At 64.6% G+C, this 24,789-nt stretch carries 25 protein-coding genes and 1 riboswitch; of the genes, 6 read left to right on the top strand and 19 right to left on the bottom strand.

The window, feature by feature from the left end:
* Nucleotides 1-478: 478 nt before the first annotated feature.
* From BM190_RS08410 to BM190_RS08380, 7 genes are all read right to left on the bottom strand, one after another.
* A complete protein-coding gene (locus BM190_RS08410; protein WP_092253545.1) occupies nt 479-1,366 on the bottom strand; it encodes a ParA family protein in 888 nt (295 codons plus the stop codon).
* Nucleotides 1,367-1,501: 135 nt separating this feature from the next.
* Entirely contained in the window at nt 1,502-3,400 is a 1,899-nt protein-coding gene (thiC, locus tag BM190_RS08405; protein WP_092253543.1) for a phosphomethylpyrimidine synthase ThiC, read from the bottom strand.
* A gap of 164 nt (nt 3,401-3,564) precedes the next feature.
* Complete coding sequence (locus BM190_RS08400) at nt 3,565-4,173, bottom strand: thiamine phosphate synthase (RefSeq protein WP_092253541.1); 609 nt, start codon at nt 4,171-4,173, stop codon at nt 3,565-3,567.
* On the bottom strand, nt 4,160-4,942 hold the full coding sequence (locus BM190_RS08395; RefSeq protein WP_092253539.1) for a thiazole synthase: 783 nt from the start codon (nt 4,940-4,942) through the stop codon (nt 4,160-4,162). Before BM190_RS08395 ends, BM190_RS08400 begins: the two co-directional genes overlap by 14 nt.
* Nucleotides 4,943-5,106: 164 nt before the next feature.
* Nucleotides 5,107-5,304 carry a sulfur carrier protein ThiS gene (gene thiS, locus BM190_RS08390; RefSeq protein ID WP_018318622.1) on the bottom strand — a complete coding sequence of 66 codons (198 nt, stop codon included), beginning with the start codon at nt 5,302-5,304 and terminating at the stop codon, nt 5,107-5,109.
* Nucleotides 5,295-6,305, bottom strand: a complete 1,011-nt coding sequence (locus tag BM190_RS08385) for an FAD-dependent oxidoreductase (RefSeq protein ID WP_092253537.1) — start codon at nt 6,303-6,305, stop codon at nt 5,295-5,297. The genes thiS and BM190_RS08385 overlap by 10 nt, the downstream gene beginning before the upstream one ends.
* Nucleotides 6,293-6,421, bottom strand: a riboswitch (TPP riboswitch). Its footprint overlaps the gene before it by 13 nt.
* Nucleotides 6,422-6,599: 178 nt before the next feature.
* A complete protein-coding gene (locus BM190_RS08380; RefSeq protein ID WP_092253535.1) occupies nt 6,600-7,157 on the bottom strand; it encodes a lytic transglycosylase domain-containing protein in 558 nt (185 codons plus the stop codon).
* 242 nt (nt 7,158-7,399) lie between these two features.
* Here BM190_RS08380 and BM190_RS08375 point away from each other — a divergent pair, with 242 nt between their 5' ends.
* Nucleotides 7,400-7,615, top strand: coding sequence for a hypothetical protein (locus tag BM190_RS08375; protein WP_092253533.1), 216 nt, complete (start codon nt 7,400-7,402; stop codon nt 7,613-7,615).
* 1 nt (nt 7,616) lies between these two features.
* On the opposite strand, the gene BM190_RS08370 is transcribed toward BM190_RS08375, so the two are convergent.
* Nucleotides 7,617-8,939 (bottom strand): ATP-binding protein, encoded by a 1,323-nt coding sequence (locus BM190_RS08370; protein WP_092253531.1) that lies wholly within the window; start codon nt 8,937-8,939, stop codon nt 7,617-7,619.
* Nucleotides 8,940-8,953: 14 nt separating this feature from the next.
* The gene (locus tag BM190_RS08365) at nt 8,954-9,733 is read right to left on the bottom strand and encodes a response regulator (RefSeq protein WP_092253529.1); all 780 of its coding nucleotides are present in this window, start codon (nt 9,731-9,733) and stop codon (nt 8,954-8,956) included.
* A 180-nt stretch (nt 9,734-9,913) separates the two neighbouring features.
* Between BM190_RS08365 and BM190_RS08360 the strand changes: the two genes are divergently transcribed.
* Both BM190_RS08360 and BM190_RS08355 read left to right on the top strand, forming a co-directional pair.
* The gene (locus BM190_RS08360) at nt 9,914-10,486 is read left to right on the top strand and encodes a hypothetical protein (RefSeq protein ID WP_177236970.1); all 573 of its coding nucleotides are present in this window, start codon (nt 9,914-9,916) and stop codon (nt 10,484-10,486) included.
* A 231-nt stretch (nt 10,487-10,717) separates the two neighbouring features.
* Nucleotides 10,718-11,248, top strand: a complete 531-nt coding sequence (locus BM190_RS08355; RefSeq protein WP_018318630.1) for a PRC-barrel domain-containing protein — start codon at nt 10,718-10,720, stop codon at nt 11,246-11,248.
* Between the two features lie 108 nt (nt 11,249-11,356).
* On the opposite strand, the gene BM190_RS08350 is transcribed toward BM190_RS08355, so the two are convergent.
* From BM190_RS08350 to BM190_RS08315, 8 genes are all read right to left on the bottom strand, one after another.
* Nucleotides 11,357-12,568 carry an ABC transporter substrate-binding protein gene (locus tag BM190_RS08350; RefSeq protein WP_092253527.1) on the bottom strand — a complete coding sequence of 404 codons (1,212 nt, stop codon included), beginning with the start codon at nt 12,566-12,568 and terminating at the stop codon, nt 11,357-11,359.
* A gap of 366 nt (nt 12,569-12,934) precedes the next feature.
* Complete coding sequence (locus tag BM190_RS08345) at nt 12,935-13,762, bottom strand: ABC transporter permease (protein WP_177236969.1); 828 nt, start codon at nt 13,760-13,762, stop codon at nt 12,935-12,937.
* Complete coding sequence (locus BM190_RS08340) at nt 13,759-15,021, bottom strand: ABC transporter permease (RefSeq protein ID WP_092253524.1); 1,263 nt, start codon at nt 15,019-15,021, stop codon at nt 13,759-13,761. Before BM190_RS08340 ends, BM190_RS08345 begins: the two co-directional genes overlap by 4 nt.
* 22 nt (nt 15,022-15,043) lie before the next feature.
* A complete protein-coding gene (locus tag BM190_RS08335; protein ID WP_026202048.1) occupies nt 15,044-16,102 on the bottom strand; it encodes an ABC transporter substrate-binding protein in 1,059 nt (352 codons plus the stop codon).
* 48 nt (nt 16,103-16,150) lie between these two features.
* Nucleotides 16,151-17,260 (bottom strand): ABC transporter ATP-binding protein, encoded by a 1,110-nt coding sequence (locus BM190_RS08330; RefSeq protein WP_092253522.1) that lies wholly within the window; start codon nt 17,258-17,260, stop codon nt 16,151-16,153.
* A gap of 136 nt (nt 17,261-17,396) precedes the next feature.
* Nucleotides 17,397-18,962 (bottom strand): DUF4403 family protein, encoded by a 1,566-nt coding sequence (locus BM190_RS08325; protein WP_092253520.1) that lies wholly within the window; start codon nt 18,960-18,962, stop codon nt 17,397-17,399.
* A 140-nt stretch (nt 18,963-19,102) separates the two neighbouring features.
* Nucleotides 19,103-19,741, bottom strand: a complete 639-nt coding sequence (locus tag BM190_RS08320) for a Vgb family protein (protein ID WP_018318637.1) — start codon at nt 19,739-19,741, stop codon at nt 19,103-19,105.
* A 28-nt stretch (nt 19,742-19,769) separates the two neighbouring features.
* Entirely contained in the window at nt 19,770-20,990 is a 1,221-nt protein-coding gene (locus BM190_RS08315; RefSeq protein WP_092253518.1) for a winged helix-turn-helix domain-containing protein, read from the bottom strand.
* A 153-nt stretch (nt 20,991-21,143) separates the two neighbouring features.
* Here BM190_RS08315 and BM190_RS08310 point away from each other — a divergent pair, with 153 nt between their 5' ends.
* Together BM190_RS08310 and BM190_RS08305 are read left to right on the top strand one after the other, a co-directional pair.
* Nucleotides 21,144-21,935, top strand: coding sequence for a DUF899 domain-containing protein (locus BM190_RS08310; RefSeq protein ID WP_409362358.1), 792 nt, complete (start codon nt 21,144-21,146; stop codon nt 21,933-21,935).
* On the top strand, nt 21,928-22,194 hold the full coding sequence (locus BM190_RS08305) for a hypothetical protein (RefSeq protein ID WP_092253514.1): 267 nt from the start codon (nt 21,928-21,930) through the stop codon (nt 22,192-22,194). The genes BM190_RS08310 and BM190_RS08305 overlap by 8 nt, the downstream gene beginning before the upstream one ends.
* On the opposite strand, the gene BM190_RS08300 is transcribed toward BM190_RS08305, so the two are convergent.
* Nucleotides 22,191-22,607: a c-type cytochrome gene (locus BM190_RS08300; RefSeq protein WP_049814899.1), complete on the bottom strand. Its 417-nt coding sequence runs from the start codon at nt 22,605-22,607 to the stop codon at nt 22,191-22,193. The genes BM190_RS08305 and BM190_RS08300 overlap by 4 nt on opposite strands.
* 114 nt (nt 22,608-22,721) lie before the next feature.
* A complete protein-coding gene (locus tag BM190_RS08295) occupies nt 22,722-23,438 on the bottom strand; it encodes a L,D-transpeptidase (protein ID WP_018318642.1) in 717 nt (238 codons plus the stop codon).
* 275 nt (nt 23,439-23,713) lie between these two features.
* Here BM190_RS08295 and BM190_RS08290 point away from each other — a divergent pair, with 275 nt between their 5' ends.
* Nucleotides 23,714-24,766 (top strand): glycosyltransferase family 4 protein, encoded by a 1,053-nt coding sequence (locus BM190_RS08290; RefSeq protein WP_177236968.1) that lies wholly within the window; start codon nt 23,714-23,716, stop codon nt 24,764-24,766.
* The last annotated feature ends 23 nt before the right edge of the window (nt 24,767-24,789 follow it).

The raw sequence follows: 24,789 nt of genomic DNA, 5'->3' as shown, positions 1-24,789 counted from the left end.
CCGCAGTTCTGTCCACTGCAAGATGTCAGCTGGCAAGTTGTTCATTCTCGACGACTATGACGTGACAAGAGTAGGCTCTCTCGGACTTTACCGAGAATTGCGTCAAGCATAGCGCGAACCGAAGGTTTGTTACTGGGAAATGTAACGCCAACTTCTCTCGCTATTGAGAGTAGGTCGGCAGAAGGACGGCGAGCAAGATAAGTCTCTGCCTCAGATGTGGCTCCTGAAGAGGCGAGCTGTACAATCTTGTCGAACTCGGCCACCGCTTGATCGGCTGAGAGAGTGCTTTCCCTCTGCGCTGACCGTGCTTGCCGCTGCTCCTTAATCTTCTTGGCCGCAGCTGGAAACGCGGCCTTTATCCGGTTCTCCATCCGGGAAAGCTGGGAACTAATGGTCTTAAGTGTCCTCTTAAGCTCCCCGCATTCCTCCAAGAGCTTTTCAATCTCTTCGTCAGAACTCCGAAATGGTGCTTCATTTGTCACTTAATCACCCCCAAACACGCACTCCAGAGCGTCTGAAAATCGGCGACTAAATCCGCCGGTACGCCGCCGCCGGTAATGGCTCGCTTAATGCCTACTCTCTCACGTACCCATGCATCATCGAAGAATTTTGCACGGATGCCGTGATCTTTAGTCGCGCGGTCGCAGATCTGCTGAATTTGCCGCATGTAGAATGTAGTTTCTTTTGTTGGTGAGTTGGCCCACGTCTTAGTCTTGTTCATGAAGACCGCGATCTGCGGAGTTGGGTGGGGTTCTATTCGCATCTTAAGCGAATTCAACAACAAGCTGACGCCCCTTGATGCAAAGAAGTCTGGGTTGACCGGGATGAGGACCAAATCGCAGCATGACAGTACGCTGTACGAAAGGAGCGTGAATGAAGGCGGGCAATCGAACAGAACATAGTCATAGTCGGTGACTTTGCTTGAGTGATGAATTTTGCCGAGTAGCCTGCGCATAAAGTCCTTCATCTGGTCCCGATCAAAAACTTCCAGTTCGAGCCAATAGAGGTCCTCTACCGAGGGAACGAAGTGAAGACCCTTCGTAATCTGATAGATAAAGTCGTACGCTATCGGAAAATCGAAGTGAGCTCCTGGCTTCGTGTATTGATCAATCGCATCAAAGATTGTCCGACGGTCAGAGACGCTTTTGTCGTACCAGCTGCCAAATGCTGCATGCAGTGAGCCGCTGTCCTCGTTAAGGCCAACAGCCTGTGTAAGTGACATTTGCGCATCGAGGTCGAACATGAGAACGCTTGCATTGGAGTAAGTGGCAAGCGTATCGGCGAGACACCAGGTAACCGTTGTTTTCCCCACGCCGCCTTTAAAATTGATAGTCGCAATTGTCTTAGGGCTCTTATTGCCTGCCATGACCTTCCCCCTAAATGGCCAAAAATCAAATGAGGTTAGCTTGGCTGAAAATAAATCGGTCGGCAACTAAAAGTTGCCGGCCGATGGTCTAAGCGCTCTATCTTTAGGCTTCTAGGTGAAAACGGGCTTGCCCCCTCACAACACCCGATTGCTCTCCTTCACCTTCTCCGCATCCAGATAAACGCTGCTCCCCATCTCCTTGAACTTCGCGCTCATCTTGGCCATGCCGTCCTCGGCGGTGCCGGCCAGCGACATGCCCACGCTGTTCGGATCGTTCAGCGTCGCCGCGTAGTCCCGCACGTCCTGCGTGATCTTCATCGAGCAGAATTTTGGGCCGCACATCGAGCAGAAATGGGCGACCTTGTGGGCTTCCTTGGGCAGGGTCTCGTCGTGGAAGTTCTTGGCCGTGTCAGGGTCGAGGCCGAGGTTGAACTGGTCGCTCCAGCGGAAGTCGAACCTCGCGCGGGAGAGGGCGTCGTCGCGCAGTTGGGCTGCGGGGTGGCCCTTGGCGAGATCGGACGCGTGGGCGGCGATCTTGTAGGTGATGACGCCGACCTTGACGTCGTTGCGATCGGGCAGGCCGAGATGCTCTTTCGGCGTGACGTAGCAGAGCATGGCGCAGCCGAACCAGCCGATCATGGCGGCGCCGATACCCGAGGTGATGTGGTCGTAGCCCGGCGCGATATCGGTGGTCAGAGGTCCAAGCGTGTAGAACGGCGCTTCGCCGCACTCCTTGAGCTGCTTGTCCATGTTGATCTTGATCTTGTGCATCGGCACGTGGCCGGGGCCTTCGATCATGACCTGGCAGCCCTTGTCCCACGCAATCTTGGTGAGCTCGCCGAGCGTCTCCAGCTCCGCGAACTGCGCGCGGTCGTTGGCGTCCGCGATCGAGCCGGGGCGCAGGCCGTCGCCGAGCGAGAACGAGACGTCATACTTGCGCATGAGGTCGCAGATCTCGTCGAAATGCGTATAGAGGAAGCTCTCCTTGTGATGCGCCAGGCACCACTTCGCCATGATCGAGCCGCCTCTGGAGACGATGCCGGTGACGCGGTTGGCGGTGAGATGGATGTATTGCAGGCGGACGCCGGCGTGGATGGTGAAATAGTCGACGCCCTGCTCGCACTGCTCGATCAGCGTGTCCTTGTAGAGCTCCCAGGTGAGCGCCACCGGATCGCCGTTGCACTTCTCCAGCGCCTGATAAATGGGGACGGTGCCGATCGGCACCGGCGAGTTGCGCAGGATCCATTCGCGGGTGGTGTGGATGTTGCGGCCGGTCGAGAGGTCCATCACGGTGTCGGCGCCCCAGCGGATCGCCCACACCATCTTCTCGACCTCTTCCTCGACGGACGAGGTCACGGCCGAGTTGCCGATATTGGCGTTGATCTTGGTCAGGAAGTTGCGGCCGATGATCATCGGCTCGAGTTCACTGTGGTTGATGTTGGAGGGGATGATGGCGCGGCCGCGCGCGATCTCGTCGCGAACGAACTCCGGGGTGATGAAGGCGGGCACGGCGGCGCCGAAGCTCTCGCCGTCGGCGAGGGCTGCTTCCGCGCGCTCGAGCTGCTGCTTGCGGCCGAGGTTCTCGCGGGCGGCGACGTAGATCATCTCCTTGGTGATGATGCCGGCGCGGGCGAATTCGAGCTGGGTGATCTTGTGACCGTCGAGGCCGCGTAGCGGCTGGTGATAGGCGCTGAAGGCGCGCGCGGCGTTGTCGGTGGAGACGCTGCCGTTGTCCTCCGGCTTGATCTGCCGGCCGTGATATTCCTCGACGCCGCCGCGCTCCAGCACCCATTGCTTGCGATTGCGGGCAAGGCCGGCGTTGACGTCGATGGTCACGGACGGATCGGTGTAAGGGCCCGAGGTGTCGTAGACCGGCAGGTTCGGCTCGCCCGCGCCTTCGGACAGGATGATCTCGCGCAGCGGCACGCGCAGGTCGGGCGCAGCGTCCGGCGAGGCGAAGATTTTTCGCGAGGAGGGAAGGGGGCCGGTGGTGACGGCGGGGACGGTTTTCTCGGGATTGGAGCGGATGTTCATGGGATCCTCCGGTTTAATTCTGTTGTGAGATATTCGATCTCGTCATCCTGAGGTGCTCGCGGAACGCGAGCCTCGAAGGATGAAAGAGCCGGGCCGTCGCCCTTCGAGGGCCGCTGAAGAAGCGGCCACCTCAGGGTGACGGGTCGAATAGGGGCGGACCTGCATCATGCATCCTCCGCTGATTGGCCGAGCCATTGCCGCACGCGCGCATCGGGATCGGCGTTCTGCGTCACATCGCTCACCACTGCGATCGAGTCCGCGCCCGCCGCAAATATCTCCGCGGCGTGCTCGAACTTGATGCCGCCGATCGCGACCAGCGGGATGTTGCCGATGCGCTTCTTCCATTCGGTGATCTTCGGAATGCCCTGCGGCTCGAAGCGCATCGATTTAAGTGTGGTGAAGAAGATCGGGCCGAGCGCGACATAGTCGGGCTTGGCCTCGAGCGCGGTTTCAAGCTCGGCATCGTCATGGGTGGAGATGCCGAGCGAAAGGCCGGCCTCGCGGATGGCCTTGAGGTCGGCTTCCGCCAGATCCTCCTGGCCGAGATGCAGATATTTCGCGCCGGCGACGACGGCGGCGCGCCAATAGTCGTTCACGACCAGCTTGGCTTGCGTATCCTTGGTGATGGCCAGCGCGTCGGTGACGATCTGCAGCGCGTCGGCGTCGTTGAGCTCCTTGGCGCGCAGCTGGATGGTGCCGACGCCGAGCTTTGTCAGTCGCTCGACCCATTTGAGGTTGTCGACGACGGGATAAAATCGATCAGGATACGGCATGCCAGAACGGAGTCCCAACGACAGGGGTGGAGGGGGAGGCGAAGTCGCGGGCGTTCATCAGCCCGGCTTCATAAGCGGTGCGGCCGGCATCACAGCCGAGGCGGAAGGCGTTTGCCATCGCGACGGGATCGGCGGCTTTGGCGATCGCGGTGTTGAGCAGCACGGCGTCATAGCCGAGCTCCAGCGCCTGCGCGGCGTGGCTGGGAGCGCCGAGGCCGGCGTCGACCACCAGCGTGATGTCGGGCAGGCGCTCGCGCAGCAGCCTCAAGGCATCGCGATTGGTGATGCCCTTCGCGCTGCCGATCGGAGCTGCCCACGGCATCACCACCTTGCAGCCGGCATCGACCAGGCGGTTGGCGACCGAGAGATCCTCGGTGCAATAGGGGAACACTTCAAAGCCGTCCTTGATCAGGATGGTGGCAGCTTCGACGAGGCCGACGACATCGGGCTGCAGCGTGTCGTTGTCGGCGATCACCTCGAGCTTGATCCAGCTCGTCCCGAACAATTCGCGCGCGAGCTTTGCCGTGGTCACGGCCTCGCGCACGCTGCGGCATCCCGCGGTGTTCGGCAGCACGGTGACGTCGAGCTCGCGGATCAGCTTCCAGAACGCGTCCCCGGTCTTGCCGCCGGCGGATTCGCGCCGCAGCGACACCGTGACGATGTTCGAGCCGGAGGCGCGGATCGCTTCCTGCATGATCGCAGGCGAGGGATAGAGCGCGCTGCCGATCAGCAGGCGGGAGGCGAAGGATTTGCCGTAGAAGGTCACCATGGCTTCAATTTCCTTGCGGGCGACTTGCACAGACCGTCATCCTGAGGTGCGCGCACTTGCGCGTCTCGAAGGATGACAGCGCCGCTTGCGGCCATCCTTCGAGGCGAGCCGAAGACGGCTCGCACCTCAGGATGACGGCGTCGTTTGTGGCGACAGGCATCACCTCACCCTCCCTGCCGCGGCGTGATGATCTCGATCTCGTCGCCGGCCTTCAGTGCCGTCTCGGCCCAGCGGCTCTTCGGCACGACGTCGTAGTTCAGCGCGATCGCGAAATGGGTGCCCTCGTAGTCGAGCTCCGAGAGCAGCGCATCGACGCTTCCCGAAGTCACCTCGCGCTGCTCGCCGTTGACGATCACAAGCATCGCATCACCTCGTTGTCGATCTGGCCGCGCTCGACATAGGCGAGCGTCAGCTCGGCGAGCGCCGGCGCGATCAGGAAGCCGTGGCGGTAGAGTCCGTTGACGGAGATCGTCTTGCCGCGAATGCCGATGCGCGGCAGATTGTCGGGATAGGCGGGACGCAGCCCCGAGCCGAATTCGACGATGCGGGCCTCGCCGAAGGCGGGGTGCACGGCGTAGGCCGCGCCCAAAAGCTCCAGCGCGGAGCGGACGCTGACGCCGGTGTCCTCGGCCTCGATCGAGGTCGCGCCCAGCATGAACAGATTGTCCTCGCGCGGGATCACGTAAAGCGGCCAGCGCGGATGCATCAGCCGCACCGGGCGCGCAAGCTGCACCTCGTCTGTCTCGATCAGGATCATCTCGCCCTTGACGCCGCGAAGCTCGCTCTGCTCGTCGCGGGCGCCAAGGCCGCGGCAGTCGATCACGATGCCGTCGAGATCCCCGGCTGCGACGTCGCTGGAGAATTTGATGGTGCCGCCGGCGGCGCGGATGCGATCGTGCAACTGCGGCAGCACGCGGCGCGGCTCGACATGGCCCTCGGCCGGGAAGAACAGCGCGTCGCGGAAGCGGCCCTCCAGCGAGGGTTCGAGCGCGGCGAGGCCTGAGGCATCGAGCCGGCGGTGGTCCTCGGTCATGCGCGCAAAACGCTCGAAATCGTTGCGTTCGCGCGGATGTGCGACGACCAGCGAGCCGTTGAAGGGCGTGTCGGGCAGCTCGCGCCGCCAGAGGTCGAGCGAGCGCAGCCCGAGGCGGCTGATGATGGGTTCGGCGACCTCGGCCTCGCAATAGGGCGCGAGCATGCCGCCGGCCCAATGGCTGGTGGCGTCCGTCATCGCCTCGTCACCGCGCTCGTGCAAGGTCACGGCATGGCCGGCCTGCGCGAACAGCAGGGCTTGCCAGGCTCCGGCGATGCCTGCGCCGATGATGGATACCGGTGAGTCCGGTCGCTTGGTCGTTTGCAACATCCCTGTCCCTTCGCCGGCATGACCCGGATCAGGTTCAAAGGGTCACCGCGGTCCTGGGCGTTATTGCCCATTTAGCGGTATCTCAGCTCCTCCTCGGAGCACCCCTCGGAACGGCTCTAATGTATGCCACGGAGGCGGGGTGGTCAACGCGTGTTGCGGGAACCCTCATGCCCCGGACGCAGCGCATCACGCAGTGCTGCGCTGCTGAGCCGGGGCCCATGCTGATGCAGGGATGCTGGGTCCCGGCGCTGCGCAGCAACGCTACGCGCTGCAGCGCGTCCGGGACACGAGCGGCTATTGCGAGGCTTGCGCCCGCGCATTGCGGACACGCTGGGCCAGCTTCCTGTGCGGAGTGGCGCCGAACATCGGCTGCGGGTTGCCGTTGGGCTCGAGCCAGGGTTGGCCCATATTGCCCATATTGGTATCGCCCATATTGGCGATTTGCACGGCCTGCTGCCGCTGGCGTTTGGCGGCGTAGTAATAGCCGCCGGCGAAATAACGCACGGCCCGGGCATGGTCGCCGTTGGCGGCGCGATAGGCGCCGGCGAGGTATTTCACGGCATACGTGAGGTTGGTGTTGGGATCGCGCAGGCCGGCGGCGTCGCCGGTGTAGCCGACCCCGCGGGCGGTCGCGAGCTTGATCTGCATCAGCCCGATGGTGCCGCCGCGGCCGACGAGGTGCGGCTGGTAGCGGCTCTCGCGCATGATCACGCGATGCACCAGCGCTTCCGGCACGCCGTTGGCGCGGGCATGGGCCGCGACCATCTCGGCATATTCGGCTTCGCCCGCGACTGCAGCCTGCGGCAATGTCAATCCGGCCGCGAGCAGCGCGGCAATGCATAAAATTTTCATCAGATATCCCTGAGGTCCCCTAGGTGACCTGCGCCCAGCCGCCGTTAGGCCTTCCGAACGCGGCGATGATGTGACCAAACGCCGCCATCGCCCGATTTTGCGGTGCCGAGCCGCGGTTACGACTCAAAGCTGGCGCAAGAGAGCTTCGGGGACGGACGATCCCCGCTCGCGGCAGCACGCCTGTCTATTCGCGCGTGCCAGCGAAAGCGAGTAAGAAGACGCTGCAAATCGGGAGAGGTGCCATGACAAAATCAAACATGGCCAGGCTGTATGCCGGCGACATCCCCAGACAGAACCCCTGTGCCCAATGTGGCGCGCCGATCCCGCAGCCTGACTGGATCGAGCCGGGCGAGGGACGCGTCTCCTATCTCTGGAATTGCCACGCCTGCAATTATCGCTTCGAGGCGATGGCCATCTTCGACGAGACCGCGATCGAGCACCCGCCGCTCGCGGCGTGAGTTAGGCGGCGAGCCGCGGCTGCTGCCAAAGCGGCAATTGCATTCGTACGATTAGTCCATGTGGGTTGCGGTCGTGCAGCGACAGCTCGCCGCCATGGGCGAGCGCGATGGCGCGCGCGATCGACAGGCCGAGCCCGAAGCCGGTGGATTCGTCCATGGTGCGCGCATCGTCGCCGCGCACGAACGGCTCCAGCATCTCCTGCTTTCGCGCATCAGAAATGCCGGGGCCGTCGTCCTCGACGTCGATGACGAGCGTGGTACCCGAGATGTCGAGGCGGATCGTCACCTCGGCGCCGAAGCGCACGGCGTTCTCGACCAGGTTGGTGACACCGCGATGCAGATCGTCGGGCCGCGCGGCGGCGGTCGCGGACGCCGGCCCGTCGTAATGCACGACATGGCCCATGTCGCCGAACTGGTCGGCGACGAGCTGGAGCGTGCTGGCGATGTCGACCAGCGTAACCGCCTCGACCTTGCGGTCGTTGCGCAACAGCGACAGCACCGATTCCAGCATCGCGCGCATCTGATCGAGGTCCATCAGCATGCGCTTGCGGTTGCCCTCGTCCTCGATGAATTCGGCGCGCAGGCGCAGCCGCGTGATTGGCGTGCGCAGATCGTGGCTGATCGCGGCCAGCATCCGGGTGCGATCCGACATCAGCCGGGCGATCCGCTCATGCATGCGGTTGAGCGCGCGCGCTACCGAGCGGATCTCCTCCGGGCCGCGCTCCGGCAGCGGCTCCGCCTCGCCGTCGACGCTGAAATTCTCGGCGGCGTTGGCGAATGACGATAGCGGTGCTGCCAGCGCGCGCACCGCCCACAGGCCGAGCACGCTGACGCAGATGAAGGCGGTCATCAGCGCCGTCAGCCAGGGGCCGCCCCAGAACCACGGGCGCGGGTCGCCCTCGACATGTCCGGCGATCACGGTGCCGTCGGGCAACTCGACGCCGACGCGGGATGCTGTGCCGCCCAAGGTCAGCTGGACCGCCCTGTAGCCGCGTCCGAGATGACGGCGCATCCCGCGCAGATGCTGATTGTCGCTCTCTGCGACGCTTGCGGCGCCGGGGGCGAGCATTTCGATGCCGAGCTTGGGGAAGGCGCGCGCGAGATCGGCGACGAGGCGCGGACGCTCGCCGGCCTCGGCCGAGCCGAGCAGCAGCGCGGCATCGGTCAGCTGATGGGCGCCGTCCGGCGGCGTGTCGGGGCGGTCGGGCCGGCTGATCAGGAAGGCGGTGGTGACGACGAGATGGAGCGCGACGGTCGAAGCCAGCACCAGCGCGGCGATCTGCCCGCCGATCCCCTTGAGGTGGAAGAATCCGAACGGCTTCATCGTTGGCGTCCCCTTCAACTGCTCAGGGGCGCCGCAACCGCTTCAATGCTCGCTGCTTGAGTGCCTTGAGGACTCGCCACCTGCGTTCGCGGCGTGAACAGATAGCCGCCGGAGCGCACCGTCTTGATGAGCGTGGGATCGGTTGGATTGGGCTCGATCTTGCGGCGGATGCGGCTGACCAGAACGTCGATGGAGCGTTCGAACGAACCGGTGCTGCGCCCTTGCGTGAGGTCGAGCAGGCTGTCGCGTGACAGCACGCGGCCGGGCCGTTCGCAGAACGTGCGCAGGAGATCGAACTCGGCGCTGGTCACCGCGACGCGCGCGCCTTCGGGATTGCGCAATTCGCGCAGGCGCAGGTCGATGTGCCAGCCCTCGAAGGTGAGCGTGGAGGCGCCTTCGATCGAGCTCGCCGCCTGGGCCGCGGCCTGGCGGCGCAGCACCGCGTTGATGCGGGCGAGCAGCTCGCGCGGGTTGAACGGTTTCGGCAGATAGTCGTCGGCGCCCATCTCCAGGCCGACGATGCGGTCGACGTCCTCGCCGCGCGCGGTCAGCATGATGATCGGCGTCTGCGCCTCGGCACGCACCTTGCGGCACAGGCTGAGGCCGTCCTCGCCCGGCAGCATGACATCGAGGATGATGAGGTCGACGCGGTGATCGGCCATGGCGCGCGACATCTCGCGGCCGTCGCTCACGGCGGTGACGTTGCAGGCGTTGTTGCGCAGGTACTTCGCAATCAACGTCCGGGTTTCGCGGTCGTCTTCGACGACCAGGATGTTGGGATTGGGAACGGCCATGCGCTTTGTTTGTCCAGGATTCGGGCCAAATGGCGAAGATTTTTGTTTCGGATTGTTTCTGTCGGGCTTCCCGCAACAGGCGGCAATCGCGCCGTCGCGAAGCGGCAAGGTCTCGTTAAGGCCGTTAACCATAGCGTGGCGTGGTCCGCGACGAAACCCCGCAAAATCCACGGAGCCATCATGACCTCGATTTCGGCGGCCTCCGCCAACAACCACCCCTCGCCGCTGCAGCGGCTGCAGCAGGAATTGCAATCGGAAGTGTCCGCCGGCACGATCTCGTCGTCGGACCAGTCAGCGCTCTCGACGGCGCTGACCGACATCGACACGGCACTCCAGCAGAGCCGCTCGAGCGACCAGTCGAGCGGCACGCGTCCCTCCAAGGAGGACATGAAGTCGAAGATCGACGACCTCATTTCGAACGAGGTGTCGAACGGCACGCTGACGTCGGATCAGGCCGAAGCGCTCAAGGGCGTGTTTCAGTCCGCCTTCGCGGGCGGTCCGGGCGGGCCGGGTGGCGCCGGCGGTGCAGGCGGACCTCCGCCCGGTCCGCCGCCGGACGACAGCGCTTCGGATTCGGCGTCGTCTGCGGACTCGACCAGCAGCACGTCGACCGATGCCTCCACGGCCGAGATTCTCCAGCAGTTCCTGCAGGCGCTGCAGCAGTCGCAATCATCGAGCTCGTCCTACGGCGCCAACGGCAGTTCGTCCGGCAATTCCGACCTCTCCGCGCTTCTGATCGACTACAAGAGCTGACCCTGAGCGACGCGGGTCGGCGCGAGTCCTCGCCACGATCGTGCTTCACCCAGGGCGCATGATCGTCGGCGGGGAACCGTGCGCCGCAAAATGTTCCTGGGTGACGCAGGAACAGTCCCTGCGAGGTTTCCGCGCTCGCGCATAGCGCGACGAAATTGCGGCGCGCACGGAACTGCGTGTGATCAGCGCTGTTTTCTCCACACGAGTTTTTTCTGTGAAGGAGAGGACAACATGCTGACGAAATCCATCGCCGCCGGCCTCGCCGGCACCGCACTGCTTGCGACCGTTGCGTTCGCGCAATCGCCGACCGCCACCACCGACAAGGCGCCGACCGCGGCCACCGCGACGACGGCCACCACGACCGCTTCCGGCGAGTGGCGTACGTCGAAGATGTCGGGCCTGAAGGTCTATAACGAGGCCAACGAGAACATCGGCTCGATCAACGAGCTGCTGATGGACAAGAGCGGCAACGTCAAGATTGCCGTGATCGGCGTCGGCGGCTTCCTCGGCATGGGCGAGCATCTGGTCGCCGTGCCCTATGAGAAATTGAAGTTCGTCAACGAGGCCGTCGCCTATACCGGCACCGGCACGAATCCGGGCGCCAAGCCCGCCGCATCGACCACGACAGGCGCTGCGACCGGCACCGACAGGCCGGCTGCGACCACGACGTCGTCCACCTCGAAGTGGTATCCGGACCACGCCGTGTTCAATGCCAGCAAGGACGAGCTGAAGAACATGCCGGAGTTCAAGTACGCGGAGTAATGCAGCCCGCGTAACTGCCTAAACGAAGCGCGCCTGGTTTTCGCCGGGCGCGCTGTCGTGTCTTTCTCTTACCTCGTCCCGCTAGAGAGGCGGCGAGGGAGACGGCTCTCAGTGCGTCACCAGCGGGCAGCCGCCCTTGTCGAGCGGACGGAAGGCCTCGTCGCCGGGCACGGTGGCGATCAGCTTGTAGAGGTCCCACTCGCCCTTGGATTCCTCGGGCTTCTTGACCTCGAACAGATACATGTCGTGGACCATGCGGCCATCGATGCGGATCTTGCCGCCTCTGGCGAAGAAGTCGTTGACCGGCGTCTTGCGCATCTGCTCCATCACCTTCGGCGCCTCGTCGCTCTTGATGGCGTCGATCGCCTTCAGATAGTGCATGGTCGCCGAGTAGAGCCCGGCCTGGATCATGGTCGGCATGTGGCCGACCTTCTCGTTGAAGCGCTTGGAGAAGGCGCGGGTCTCCTCGTTCATGTCCCAGTAGAAGGCGTCGGTGACGATCAGGCCTTGGGTTGCCTTGATGCCGAGCGAATGCGTGTCGGTGATCTCCTGCAGAAGCGCGATCATCTTCTGGCCGCCCTGGGTCAGGCCGAACTCGGACGCCTGCTTCAACGCGTTGGTGGTGTCGCCGCCGGCATTGGCCAGCGCGACCACCTTGGCCTTGGAGGCCTGGGCCTGGAGCAGGAACGAGGAGAAATCCGACGAGTTGAGCGGATGGCGGACTTCGCCGAGCACCTTGCCGCCGCTCTCCTTGACGACGTTGGCGGCGTCGCGCTGCAGCGCCATGCCGAAGGCGTAGTCGGCGGTGACGAAGAACCAGCTATCCTCGCCGCGCTTGACCATCGCCTTGCCGGCGACGTTCGACAGCGCATAGGTGTCGTAGGTCCAGTGCACGGTGTTGGGCGAGCAGGCGGTGCCGGTGATGTCGGACGAGCCGCCGCCGGAATTGATGTTGATCCTGTTCTTCTCGCGCGTCAGCGCCGAGACCGGCAGCGCCACCGATGACGTCGGCACGTCGAAGATCGCGTCGACCTTGTCGTTGTCGTACCAGTTTCGGGCGATGTTGACGCCGACGTCGGGCCTGTTCTGGTGGTCGGCGGCGACCACCTGCACGGGCTTGCCCGCGACCTTCGCGCCGTAATCGGCGACCGCCATCTCGACGGCGGCGAGCGAGCCCTTGCCGGTCGCGTCCGCATAGAGGCTGGACATGTCCGTGAGCACGCCGATCTTGACGACATCGTCGGAAATCTGCGCCTGCGCCGCGCCGGACGTAGCGGCGAGGGCGAAACCGGCCGCGACGGCGGCGATGAGTTTTTGCATGGTTGTTCTTCTCCCTGTGTTGTTGTTTGGGCTTTGTTGCGGGGACTGTTCTAGCGACAATCGACCGCGGCAGCTAAGCGATGCGCGCCATAGCGGAATGCAAAAAGAGAAGGGGCGGGCGTGTTCCCTTCGCCTCTCCCCGCAGCTGATGAGGCTCAGCAGGATCAGCGAGCTCAGGATCGTAGGGTGGGCAAAGGCGCATTTGCGCCGTGCCCACCATCTCAGCATGATCGAGGGACATGTGGGCACGCTTCCGCCTTCGCTCTTCGAGCTACGGCGGACAAGTCGCTTTGCCCACCCAACGATACTGCCGTCGTCCTTGCGAAGACTTCCCCTCACCCTGCAATCGTGGAGAAGGAAGAGCGCTCAGCCGCCGGCCTTGAGCCGTTCATTGCGGCGGCGCAGGCCTTCGAGGGTGGCGAGGAGGATCACCGAGACCGCCGTCAGGATCACCGCCGCTGCTGTAATCGTCGGGCTGATGTTCTCGCGGATGCCGCTGAACATTTCGCGCGGCAGGGTGCGCTGCTCGGGACCTGCCATGAACAGCACGATCACGACCTCGTCGAAGCTGGTCGCGAAGGCGAACAATGCGCCCGAGGCGAGGCCGGGCAGGATCAGCGGCAGGATCACGCGGCGAAACGCTTGAAGCGGCGAGGCGCCGAGCGAGGCGGCGGCGCGCGAAAGATTGGTGTCGAAGCTCTGCAGCGTCGCGCCGACCGTGATCACCACGAAGGGCGTCGCCAGCGCGGTGTGGGCCAGGATCAAGCCGAGATAGCTGCCGGTCAGCCCGATCGGCGCGAAGAAGAAATACAGGCCGACCGCGGTGATGACGCCGGGCACGACGACCGGTGACAGCACGAAGGCCAGCACGAGCGGCTTGAACCTACTCTTCCACTGCGCCAGGCCGAGCGCCGCGAGCGTGCCGAGCACCATGGACAGCAGCGTCGAGGCGACGCCAATGATCATGCTGTTCTTCAGCGAATTCATCCAGCGCGGCGAGCTGATGAAGTCGTCGTACCAGCGCAACGACAGGCCCGGAAGCGGATAGGTCAGGTACGAGCCCGAACTGAAGGACAGCGGCATGATCGCCAGGATCGGCGCGATCAGGAAGATGAACACCAGCGCGGAGACAATGATGGTTGCGGTCCACGCAATGCGCTGGCTCGGCGTGCGGAGGGAAGCATTGTCGCTCAATTCTTCATGCCTCCCGTGACCTGCTGGCCCTGCACGAGCTTGCCGTAGACCAGTGCCAGCAGAATGGTGGCGAGCAGCAGCACCGCACCGAGCGCCGAAGCAAGACCCCAATTGGCTGTTTCGGTGGTGTAGAGCGCGATGAAGTAGCTGATCATCTGATCGGCGGCGCCGCCGACGAGCGCAGGTGTGATGTAGTAGCCGAGCGCGAGGATGAAGACGAGCAGGCTTCCTGCGCCGATGCCGGGCAGCGTCTGCGGCAGGTAGATCCTCAAGAAAGCGGTGAACGGTGGCGCGCCGAGCGAGGCGGCGGCACGCATGTAAGCAGGTGAGATCGCCTTCATGCTGCTGTAAAGCGGCAGGATCATGAAGGGCAGGAGCACGTGGGTCATCGCCACGCAGACGCCGAAGCGGTTGTAGATCAGGCGTAACGGCTCGTCGATGATGCCGAGCCAGTGCAGGCTGTCGTTCACGACGCCCTTGCTTTGCAACAGCACGATCCAGGCGCAGGTGCGAACCAGGAGCGACGTCCAGAACGGCAGCAGCACGAAGATCATCAGCAGGTTCGATCTTCCCGGCGGCAGTGTCGCCAGGAGGTAGGCGACCGGGAAGCCGAGGATCAGGCAGAGCGCGGTGACGCTGAGGCTGATGATGAAGGTGCGGGTGAACAGGCTGCGGTAGATGGCTTGGTCCGGCGGGGCCGCGACGATCGCGCCGTCGACGTTCCTGACAAGGTCGAGCGCCGCCAGCAGGTAGAAGCCCGTGATGGGGCCGCTGGCATCCCTGATCGTCGTCCAGGTGGCGCGTTCGCGCCAGGCCGCATTGATCTTGCCCAGCGTCTCCTTGGCCGCGCCGGGCTCCGGCATCGTCTTCAGATTGCGTGCCGTGCTGGTCAGGATCGTGCGAAAACCGTTGAGTGCGTAATTCAGCCGCTTCGCCGCAATCGCGATGGTGCCAGAGGCGCGCGCCGCCACGATGTCGCTTGCCAGCGCAGCGTACGCCTTTTCGTCCGGCAGGTCCTTGCCGTCCCAATCGGCGAGAGCCGCGACGGTTTGAGGCAGAACCTGACGCACCTCCCTGTCATCGACCGCGCGCCACAGCATGCCGGCGATCGGGCCTGCGAAGGTGAAGAGCAGAAAGACGAGAAGCGGCAGGACCAGCGCCAATGCCTTGACCTGGCGTGTCCGCTCCGCGCGCCTCAATCGGCGCTTGAGCGGCACCTCGGTCGACGCATTGCCGCCGGTCAAGAGCGCATCCGTCATGGGGCGAGCCTTGCGGCGCGCGTTATTTCGCGGCCCATTTATTGAAGCGCTCGGTCAGGCGGTCGATGTTCTCGAGCCAGAAGCCGACGTTGATCTCGACCGCGTTCTTGATGTTGTCAGGCGCCGTCGGCAGGTCCTTCAGAACGGCGGGCTGCAGCTTGCCGGCGGCGTCCTTGTTCGAGGTGCCGTAGGCAATGTTCTCGGAAAGCTTGGACTGGTTCTCCGCCTTGCCGACGAAATCCAGGAATTTGTAGGCCGCGTCCTTGTTCGGGCTGCCCTTCAGGATCACCCAGCTGTCGAGGGTGAACAGCGCGCCGTCCCAGACCATGCCGAAGTTCTTCTTCTCGTTCTTGTTCGCGGTATCGATGCGGCCATTGTAGACCGAGGTCATCGCGACTTCGCCGGAGGCGAGCAGCTGCGGCGGCTGGGCGCCGGCCTTCCACCAGACGAGGTCGCTCTTGATGGTGTCGAGCTTCTTGAACGCGCGGTCGACGCCCTCGTCGGTCGCCAGCACCTTGTAGACGTCCTTCGGCGCGACGCCGTCGGCCATCAGCGCGATCTCCAGCGTGGTCTTCGGGCCCTGACGCAGGGCGCGCTTGCCGGGAATCTTCTTGGTGTCGAAGAAGTCGGCCCAGCCCTTCGGAGCCTCCTTCAGCTTGTCCTTGTCGTAGCCGAGCACAAAGTCATAGAGGATGGCGCCGACGCCGCAGGGATTGACGGATGGCGGGATATAGGCGGCCTCGCCGCCGATCTTGGAATAGTCCATCTTCTCGAACAGACCTTCCTCGCAGCCGACCGCCAGCTCGTCGCTCTCGACCTGGACGACATCCCAGGTGGCGGCGCCGCCCTGCACCTTGGCGCGCAGCACGCCGACGCCGCCGTCCCAGGACTCGTCATTCATGGCAATTCCGGCCGCCTTCTTGAACGGCTCGAAATAGACCTTCTTCTGGGCATCCTGATACGCGCCGCCCCACGACACGACGGTGAGATCACGCGCCTGCCCGACCGTGGCCAGCGCGGCGCTGGCGGTGAAGGCCGCGGCGAAACCCAGAGCAATCTTGCCAATCTTGCGCTTCAGCATGGTCATTGTTCCTTCTTCATATGCGTTGCATTGAGTTCGATCGCTGGATCAGACGGGATCGAGGGCGAGGCAGTCCTCGGGGCGAAAGGTGACGAACACGTTTGCACCATGTGTCAGGCTGTCATGCGCGCCGGGCTGAAGCTTGACCATGAACTCGGCATTCCCCGAGACATCGAGCACGGCCAGCGCGTGGTCGCCGAGATAGATGGTGTTCTGCACCTTGGCCGGCAGCCGGTTCGGTCCGTCACTGGAGCTGCCGTCCGGAATAATAGTGATCCGCTCCGGCCGCACCGACAGCGAGGTCGATGCGCCCGCGCCTGATATGTTGATCGCCCGCGCGGTGACAGTGCCGCCGGCAGCCAGCGCGACGCGGCAATAATCCTTGTCGACCGTCTCGACGGTGCCGGCCAGCACATTGTTCTCGCCGATGAAATGGGCGACGAAGCTGTTCACCGGGTGCTCGTACAGCGCGTCGGGCTTGTCGATCTGCTGCACGATGCCGTCATTGAACACGGCGATGCGGTCCGACATGGTGAGCGCTTCACTCTGGTCATGGGTGACGTAAACGACGGTGATGCCCATCGTCTCGTGCAGTTGCTTGATCTCCAACTGCATCTGCTCCCGCAGGCGCTTGTCCAGCGCCCCTAGCGGCTCGTCCATCAGCACGAGTTGCGGATTGAAGACCAGCGCGCGGGCCAATGCCACGCGCTGCTGCTGGCCGCCGGACAGCTGTCCGGGCCGACGGTGCGCCAGGGTTTCCATCTTGATCATGCGTAACGCCGACCCGACGCGCTCCTCCACGTCCGCCTTGTTCGTCTTGCGCACGGAGAGCGGGAAGGCGATATTCTCCGCGATCGTCAGGTGTGGAAACAAGGCATAGTTCTGGAACACCATGCCGATGTCGCGTTTGTGCGGCGGCATGTTCTTGATCGGCCGGCCTGAGAGGTAGATCTCGCCATGGGTCGGAACCTCGAAGCCGGCCAGCATCATCAGCGTGGTGGTCTTGCCCGAGCCCGACGGGCCAAGCAACGTGATGAACTCGCCCTTCCTGATGTCGAGGTCGAGGTTCTTCACCACGAGATGCTCGCCATCATAGGTCTTCTGAATGCCGGAGAAGCGCACCAGTGCCGGCGCAGGCGTGACCATGCCGGCTTCCATCTTGTCCCTCGCGTTACCCAATACAGTGCTGTCGGCACCTCATTCGAGGTTGCGAGGAACAGCTTAGCACCCTCCGATCAGAATGCCAGCGGCGCAACCGATCAAGAGGCGCCCAGATACGGCGAGCGAAAGCGAGCTACATCCCCGACAGCTTCGTCACCGACACATTCAGCGTGCCGCCGGCTTCCGCGACCACGCGCAGCGTCTTGGAATCGAAGGCGATGTCGGCCAGCGTCAGGCTGTCGATCTTGGCGTCGACCTTGACACCGTCCTCGCTTTTCTGGAAGTCGGCGATGACGCCAGCGATCTTCTCGCGCGCGTTCGCCGCAATCGGCTTCAGGTCGAGCGTCGCCCTCTGCAGCAACGCCTGCTGCATCTGCGGCACCACCGCGCGCGCCGCGGCACCCAAGAGGCCAAAAGCGGCTTCCGACTCCACCGCGAGCTGGATGTCGGTGAGCCGCAGCGTCTGCTGGGCCTGATCGAGCACCGGCCGGCCCCAGATGTGCACGGTCGCCTCGGCGCCGAGACCGAGCCAGCTCTTCTTTTCCTTGGCGCGGACCAAAAGCGAGATCAGCAGGCGCTCGCCCGACGGGATCACGTTGACGCTCTTGACGGTGACGTCGACCGGGCCGGAGCCGTCCTCGGGATAGGTGTGGCCGACCATCTGCGCGGCGATCAGCTTGTTGATCTCGGTGAAGGGCACGTCGATGGGCACGCCGATGTTCACGCCGGTGCCGGTCGGCGGCACGATCGCGATCTTGTCGGGGAACGGGCAGTTCGGCTTGGTCTGCGCCGACGTCACGCGCGTCTCCGCTTCCAGGCCCATCAGCAGCGTCACGGCCTGCGCGTCCACGCGCGGCTGCGCGGCAATGGCGCGGATCGGCTTCATCTCCAGCCAGAGCGGCGGAAGCGCGGTCGAGCCCGAGCCCTGCAGGGGGATCGAGCGGCAGGCCTTGGCCCATTGCAGCTTCGCATTCTCGCGCAGGCTCGGATCGTTGCGGATGCGTTCGGAGACGATGTTGATCTGCTCGCCGACATTCTTGTCGATCAGCGGCTTAACCTGCGCCGGAACGTTGACCTTGGCGCCGGCGACGTTGAGATTGGTATCGCCGAGATTGACCTGGGCGCCAAGATTGGGCTCGAGATGCCAGTTGGCCGCAAGCTTCGGGCGCGAGGTGACGACCACGTTGCCCTTGATCTCGGCGCTGGCGTTCAAATTCTTGATGTTGACAGCGCCGATCCGTTTCGCTGCGTCACCGCCAAGCACGCTGCCGAGCGCGTCGCCGAGCGCGCCTGTGGCCTTCGCCGACAGCGAGCCCGTCACGTTCAGCTTGCCGCTCAGCGGTGTCGAGATCGTCAGCACGTCCTTGTCGCCGGCAGTCGCCATCGGCCCGCGCACGGCAGTCCAGCCGATATCGGCGTTCTCCAGGATCTGCGAGATCGGGTTGTCGGCCTTTCCTGCGAAATTGCGCGGGGCGGCCTTCTCGGCCTGGTCGCGGATCGCCGACAGCGCGATGGCGACCGGCGCCACCACGATCGAGCTCTTCGCGACCGGCGGCAACGGCGGCAGTTGCGCCACCGGCGGCGCGGAGTTCGTCGCGCGCGGCGACAGCCAGTCCATGGCCTTCAAGCTGATGAAGAATGACGCCGCGAGCACTACGACGGCGATCGTGATGGTCTTCAAGTTGAACGTCAGTCGCATCGATCCCCCAGGCCGCCCCGGCTGGGATTTTACAGGGCAGGCGAGGAGGGCGCTAGAGCGCACCGATGGGGTGGAATTGGGGCGAATGGGTTGACGGCAGCGACCGCATCGCTGCCGTGCATTCAGGCCATCGTCGGGGGCTAGCCGCGCCGGGGACGGCGGACCGCTCTCACATTGCCGTTAGGGCCACCGCCGCAGAAGAAGCGGTCACCGCCGTCGGACTCCAACCCTGACACCATCGTTCCGGCAGGCAGGTCGAGCTGCTCGAGCACCTTGCCTGTGGCGGGATCGATCCGCCTGATATCGCTATCCTCGCCCTCCCAGGTGCCGTGCCAGAGCTCGCCGTCGACCCAGGTCACCCCGGTGACGAAGCGCTTGCTTTCGATGGTGCGAAGGACCTTGCCCGTGTCCGGATCGACCTGATGGATCTTGCGCTCGCGATATTGCCCGACCCACAGCGAGCCCTCGGCCCAGGCCAGGCCGGAATCGCCACCGCCACCCGGCGCCGGGATGCTGGTGAGCACCTTGCCCGAGGCCGCATCGATCTTCTGGATGCGATCCTCGGCGATCTGGAACAGGTGCCGGCCATCGAACGCCGTTCCCGCATGGGCTGCGACATCGAGGGAGCGCGCGACCTTGCCGCTATCAGGATCGACTGCATTCAGCTTGTCGCCGGATGCGAACCAGACATGGCTGCCATCATAGGTGACGCCGTGCACGGCCTCGACGCCCTCAAACGGCCCGTACTCCCTGACGATCTCGGCGGCTGAACGCTTCATGTCTCGCTCCCTGTGATGTGCTCCTACCTTACGTCTTCAGCAGTGGCGTGGGGAGTAACAAGCCTGTCGGGAAACCCGGGACGGGCGGCGTCATCCAGCGCCGCGCCCGTCCATGTCCGAACGACTGCACCTTGTTCGATCGCGCCAGCTCGTCGAGCGCGCGCTGCACGGTGCGCGCACTGGTTCCCAGCGCCAGCGCGAGCGCAGAGCTCGACCACGGCTCGCCATCGGAGAGGAAGGCGAGGACAGCGGCGTGCTTCTCCTCGACGGGCCGCGCCAGCACCATGACCTGCCGCGTCTTGCGCGGGGTCAGCGCAAAGCCTTGCTTCGTGGCGCCGACATCGGCCACAGGCTTGAGCTTGGCGCGGAGGCGGCCGATCTCCACGCGCAAGCGCGCGCGATGCGATTCATCGACGTGCCTTGCGCCGAACGCTCCGGTGATGAGCTTTTCTCGCGAGACGTCCGCGGGCCAGGCCTGCGCCAGGAGGCGGACGAGCGCGAACAGCACTGGGCGAGTCCCGAGCGATAGGATCGTGGCTCGCCTGCGCACCGAATGATGGAACGTGTCCACGACCAGCGCGTCCGAGGTCGCGAGCTCCTCGACCTGCTCCAGCAGCAACGGACATTCGCCGCCATGCGTGATCAGGCGTGCTGCGGGTGTATCGAGCACGCGGTTCGTGCTCTCGACCTCGGCTGTCAGCCCAGGGATGCCCGCCAGGCTCGCTGCGTCGGTCGCCCGGGCAAGCGCCGCGCGCGCGTCTTTGGTTCTGAGCCGCCGTATTGCGATGCCGGCGACCACGAGCTCGCGGACGACCTGCGGGGCAGGCGGAAGCGGAGAGGTGCCGAGCTCGGCGAGGATACGCTCGGCGTCGTCGAGCCGTCCGACGAGAAGAAGACGTCGTGCCTCGATGTGGCCCGCATGCGTGGCATTGGCGACATCGCCGTGCTTTTCGAGCGTCGTCCGTGCCGCCGCGAGCGTCTTCGCCGGCCAGCTCAGGTCGCGCGAGACCAGCGCAATCTCGGCTTCGGCCACCACGCATCTGGCGCGCGCCACCGCCTCGCGCGGACCGAACGCGCGCGCCGCGCTTCGCAGCAGCGTCTTCGCCTTCGCGAGATCGCCGAGCTGCGCCATCGCGATGCCGCGCAGCGCCAGCGACGGCGCATCGTTGCGCAGCGCGACGCGGTTCAGAGCGCCGAGCGGATCGCCGGCCTCGAGCGCGCGCGCGGCGGCGGTGATCAGCGACTCCATGTCAATCCCGCCACACTTGTTACTCCCACCGCGCAACCGCGAGGTGCCAGAATTCGTTGACGGCCGACAAGGTGCGGTGACGGGCGAGCGGTTCCGCGAGACGCGGAGTGATCGCCCAGGCAAAACGTCAAGCAAGGAATTCGGAGAGTCATGATGACATTAGCCCAAAACGAACGGAACAACGGACAGGCAGGCATGCAAACACCGCCGGTGGTGTCGCCGCAGGACTGGGAGGCCGCCCGTCAGCAACTGCTCGTGAAGGAAAAGGCCCATACCCGTGCCCGCGACGCCCTGGCCGCCGAGCGCCGGCGCATGCCGTGGATGGAAGTGAGCAAAACCTATGCGTTCGAGGGGCCCGGCGGCAAGGTCAGCCTGCTCGACCTGTTCCAGGGCCGGCGGCAGCTGATCGTCTACCGTGCCTTCTTCGAGCCCGGCGTGTTCGGCTGGCCCGATCACGCCTGCCGCGGCTGCTCCATGGTGGCGGACCAGGTCGCCCACGTCGCGCACCTCAACGCCCGCGATACCACGCTGGTGTTCGCCTCACGCGCGCCGCAGGCCGACATCATCAGGCTGAAGCAGCGGATGGGCTGGACCATGCCGTGGGTCACCGTTACCGACAGCTTTGACGCCGATTTCGGCGTCGACGAATGGCATGGCACGAACGTGTTCTACCGCGACGGCAACCGCATCTTCCGCACCTATTTCGTCAAGAGCCGCGGCGACGAGCAGATGGGCGGCACCTGGAATTATCTCGACATCACGCCGCTCGGACGGCAGGAGGTCTGGGAGGATTCGCCAAAGGGCTATCCGCAGACGCCGACCTACAAATGGTGGAACTGGCACGACAGCTACACCGAAGGCGCGGCGCCCGACAAAAAATGGGTCGAGATCTCCGACGCCGGCGAGAAGGCCTTTCGCGACGAGGCCGCGAAAGGACGTGACTAGTCCGCTCAACGCAACGGCCGGCGCCGGTCGCGATGGCGTGGTGGCTGCGCGCCATCTCGCCAAGTGGCTGGCCTTGGCGGCGACGCCAACCTTCGCGATCATGGCCGTGCTGACGGCCATGATCGGGGGTGGGCCGGACATGCTGTGCGGCGCCGGGCAGGGATCTGTGCTCGGCGGCATGGTGCCGATGTATCTCTTGATGAGCGCGTTTCACTCGGCGGCGTGGCTGAGGTTGATTGCGGAGCGGCGGATTCGTTAGGGCGTCCCACCTGCCTGCAAATAAGCAACGATCTTCCCCGCTTCCTCCGCCGAGATGCCGCCATAGGGCTGCATCTTGTTGCCGGAAACGACCTCGTCCGGCTTGACCATGAAGCGCGCGAGCTTGTCCTGGTCCCAGACGAAACCGGCATCCTTCATCGCAGAGGAATAATTATAGTCCGGGAGCGCGCCGGCCTTGCGTCCCAGAATCTTGTTGAGGTTGGGGCCGAGACGGTTGTCGCCTTCCTTCACGGAATGGCAGGTGCGGCAGGAATTGTTGAAGGCTTGGTGGGCTGCCTCGTTGCCCGCAGGCTGCTGCGCGAGCGAGGGGGTCGAGAGAAGCAGTGTCACTGCTCCGGCGGCCGCAATCGTGCGCAGCGATGAACTTCGTGACGTCTGCAGGCGTGATTGCATTTGCGCCTCCATCGGGGACCCGCGCCGCAGCAAGCGCGCGCCGGAATGTCGAGGGCAAACGAAAGCGGCCCCGGGGATGTTCCGGGGCCGTTTGCGTCACAATGTCCTGTCGGTTCAGCGCGTCGCGGTTCCGAGCTCCGCTCTCCGTTCCGTCATCGGCAGCACAATCACCTTGGTGCCGACGTTGACGCGGGAGTAGAGGTCGGAAACGTCATCATTGGTCAGGCGAATGCAGCCGGAAGAGACGCGCTTGCCGATGGTGTCGGGGGCGTTGGTGCCGTGGATGCGGTAGATGGTGCCGCCGAGATACATGGCGCGGGCGCCAAGCGGGTTACCGGGGCCACCGGCCATGTGGCGCGGCAGATAGGGCTGGCGGGCGATCATTTCCGGCGGCGGAGTCCAGGCCGGCCACTCTGCCTTTCTGGTGACGGACTGCGTGCCCGACCAGGTGAAGCCGTCGCGGCCGACGCCGATGCCGTAGCGCAGCGCCTGGCCGTTGCCGAGCACGTAATAGAGATAGGTGTTGGGCGTATCGATGATGATGGTGCCCGGCGCCTCACGCGTCGCGTAGGACACGGTCTGGCGACGGAAGCGTGCCGGCATCTCCACGGCGTCCTGATCTTCGGACGGCTCGGTCTGATAGGTCGGTGCCTGGTAGGGCTGATAGGGCTGGATCGGCTGCGGCGCGGCGAACGGCGGCAGCGGCTGGAAGAAGGGGAAGAGCTGCACTGGCGCGGCCTTGGCTGCGCCTGCGAATGCGATCGCGGAGACCGCGACTGCGCCAAAAGCAACGGCGCGCGAAAACGTCTTGAACGTGTCCAGATTGAACATGTGATCGCCCCTGTTTGCTCGGTGGTCTCGGCCACCGCGGCACCGTTGCGGTGCTCCGTTGCGCAAGATCACTAACGGCAAAACGTTTCGGGACATTTGCGCGGAAAACCGAAAACGGTTTCACGGCGGCAAGGATTGTTTCATGACAGTTTCGTGGCCGCAGGCGCCCGTTAACGAACAAAACGGTGGGCCGACACTTCTGTGACGTCACACGCCTGAAATATCCTTCGTTGATGGTCGGAAACCGAGAATCATCAAACTCTCGGGATTTCCCCATGCGGGTATTAATCGCGACTGACGCCTGGCATCCCCAGGTTAACGGTGTGGTCCGCACCCTGACCTCGCTGGCGAACGCCGCCAAGGCCCTCGATGTCGAGATCGACTTCCTGACGCCGGACGGCTTTCCGTCCTGGCCACTGCCGACCTATCCGGGCCTGCGCATCGCGCTGCCGAGCGGAAAGGAGATCGCGCGGCGGATCGAGAAGGCTGCGCCGGACGCGCTCCACATCGCGACCGAAGGTCCGATCGGCTGGGCCGCGCGGGCCTATTGCCGCCGCAACCGGCTTGCCTTCACCACGTCCTACACGACGCGCTTTCCCGAATATGTCTCGGTGCGGACCGGCATTCCCGCCGCCGTCGGTTATGCCGTGCTGCGCCACTTTCATGATGCCGCCGCGATGACGATGGTGGCGACGCCCTCGCTGCGGCAGGAGCTCTCCGAGCGCGGCTTCAAGCGACTCGGCTTCTGGACCCGCGGCGTCAACACCGAGCTGTTTCATCCCGATCATCCGGCACGGCTCGATCTGCCGGGGCCGATCTTCATGACCATGGGCCGGGTCGCGGTGGAGAAGAATCTCGAAGCGTTTCTTTCGCTCGATCTGCCCGGCACCAAGGTCGTCGTCGGTGACGGCCCGCAGAAGGCGGCGCTCGAGAGGAAATATCCGGACGTGGTGTTCCTCGGCGAGAAGAAGGGCGCGGATCTCACCGCGCATCTCGCCGCCGCCGACGTGTTCGTGTTTCCGAGCCTGACCGATACGTTTGGCGTGGTGCAGCTGGAGGCGCTGGCCTGCGGCACGCCGGTTGCGGCGTTTCCGGTGACGGGCCCCAAGGACGTCATCGCCGATCACCCGATCGGCGCGATCGACCACGATCTGCGTACCGCGTGCCTGCGCGCGCTCACCATGTCGCGCGAGACCTGCCGCAACTTCGCGCTGGAGCGTTCCTGGGAAAACAGCGCGCGCCAGTTCGTCGGCAATCTCACCTCACTTCAGCCCAGCCGCGTCCTGCGCGCCTCGCCTCGCATGGCGCGGCGGCCGGTGCGCGGTTGATCTTTCATTTGAACCACAGCGAG

The organism is Bradyrhizobium sp. Rc3b, from assembly GCF_900114915.1.
Classification (GTDB): domain Bacteria; phylum Pseudomonadota; class Alphaproteobacteria; order Rhizobiales; family Xanthobacteraceae; genus Bradyrhizobium.
The sequence above is the reverse complement of the archived record's forward strand: the minus strand, read 5'-3'. Positions and strand labels throughout refer to the sequence as shown.

What these genes read in the sequence shown, in the direction of transcription:
- BM190_RS08365 (WP_092253529.1), bottom strand. Translation starts at nt 9,733, where the DNA reads ATGGCCGTTCCCAATCCCAACATCCTGGTCGTCGAAGACGACCGCGAA.
- BM190_RS08350 (WP_092253527.1), bottom strand. Translation starts at nt 12,568, where the DNA reads ATGCAAAAACTCATCGCCGCCGTCGCGGCCGGTTTCGCCCTCGCCGCT.
- BM190_RS08355 (WP_018318630.1), top strand. Translation starts at nt 10,718, where the DNA reads ATGCTGACGAAATCCATCGCCGCCGGCCTCGCCGGCACCGCACTGCTT.
- BM190_RS08400 (WP_092253541.1), bottom strand. Translation starts at nt 4,173, where the DNA reads ATGCCGTATCCTGATCGATTTTATCCCGTCGTCGACAACCTCAAATGG.
- BM190_RS08380 (WP_092253535.1), bottom strand. Translation starts at nt 7,157, where the DNA reads ATGAAAATTTTATGCATTGCCGCGCTGCTCGCGGCCGGATTGACATTG.
- BM190_RS08340 (WP_092253524.1), bottom strand. Translation starts at nt 15,021, where the DNA reads ATGACGGATGCGCTCTTGACCGGCGGCAATGCGTCGACCGAGGTGCCG.
- BM190_RS08310 (WP_409362358.1), top strand. Translation starts at nt 21,144, where the DNA reads ATGACATTAGCCCAAAACGAACGGAACAACGGACAGGCAGGCATGCAA.
- BM190_RS08335 (WP_026202048.1), bottom strand. Translation starts at nt 16,102, where the DNA reads ATGCTGAAGCGCAAGATTGGCAAGATTGCTCTGGGTTTCGCCGCGGCC.
- BM190_RS08315 (WP_092253518.1), bottom strand. Translation starts at nt 20,990, where the DNA reads ATGGAGTCGCTGATCACCGCCGCCGCGCGCGCGCTCGAGGCCGGCGAT.
- BM190_RS08385 (WP_092253537.1), bottom strand. Translation starts at nt 6,305, where the DNA reads ATGTTGCAAACGACCAAGCGACCGGACTCACCGGTATCCATCATCGGC.
- BM190_RS08290 (WP_177236968.1), top strand. Translation starts at nt 23,714, where the DNA reads ATGCGGGTATTAATCGCGACTGACGCCTGGCATCCCCAGGTTAACGGT.
- BM190_RS08360 (WP_177236970.1), top strand. Translation starts at nt 9,914, where the DNA reads ATGACCTCGATTTCGGCGGCCTCCGCCAACAACCACCCCTCGCCGCTG.
- BM190_RS08300 (WP_049814899.1), bottom strand. Translation starts at nt 22,607, where the DNA reads ATGCAATCACGCCTGCAGACGTCACGAAGTTCATCGCTGCGCACGATT.
- BM190_RS08370 (WP_092253531.1), bottom strand. Translation starts at nt 8,939, where the DNA reads ATGAAGCCGTTCGGATTCTTCCACCTCAAGGGGATCGGCGGGCAGATC.
- thiS (WP_018318622.1), bottom strand. Translation starts at nt 5,304, where the DNA reads ATGCTTGTGATCGTCAACGGCGAGCAGCGCGAGGTGACTTCGGGAAGC.
- BM190_RS08295 (WP_018318642.1), bottom strand. Translation starts at nt 23,438, where the DNA reads ATGTTCAATCTGGACACGTTCAAGACGTTTTCGCGCGCCGTTGCTTTT.
- BM190_RS08330 (WP_092253522.1), bottom strand. Translation starts at nt 17,260, where the DNA reads ATGGAAGCCGGCATGGTCACGCCTGCGCCGGCACTGGTGCGCTTCTCC.
- BM190_RS08325 (WP_092253520.1), bottom strand. Translation starts at nt 18,962, where the DNA reads ATGCGACTGACGTTCAACTTGAAGACCATCACGATCGCCGTCGTAGTG.
- BM190_RS08410 (WP_092253545.1), bottom strand. Translation starts at nt 1,366, where the DNA reads ATGGCAGGCAATAAGAGCCCTAAGACAATTGCGACTATCAATTTTAAA.
- BM190_RS08375 (WP_092253533.1), top strand. Translation starts at nt 7,400, where the DNA reads ATGACAAAATCAAACATGGCCAGGCTGTATGCCGGCGACATCCCCAGA.
- BM190_RS08395 (WP_092253539.1), bottom strand. Translation starts at nt 4,942, where the DNA reads ATGGTGACCTTCTACGGCAAATCCTTCGCCTCCCGCCTGCTGATCGGC.
- BM190_RS08320 (WP_018318637.1), bottom strand. Translation starts at nt 19,741, where the DNA reads ATGAAGCGTTCAGCCGCCGAGATCGTCAGGGAGTACGGGCCGTTTGAG.
- thiC (WP_092253543.1), bottom strand. Translation starts at nt 3,400, where the DNA reads ATGAACATCCGCTCCAATCCCGAGAAAACCGTCCCCGCCGTCACCACC.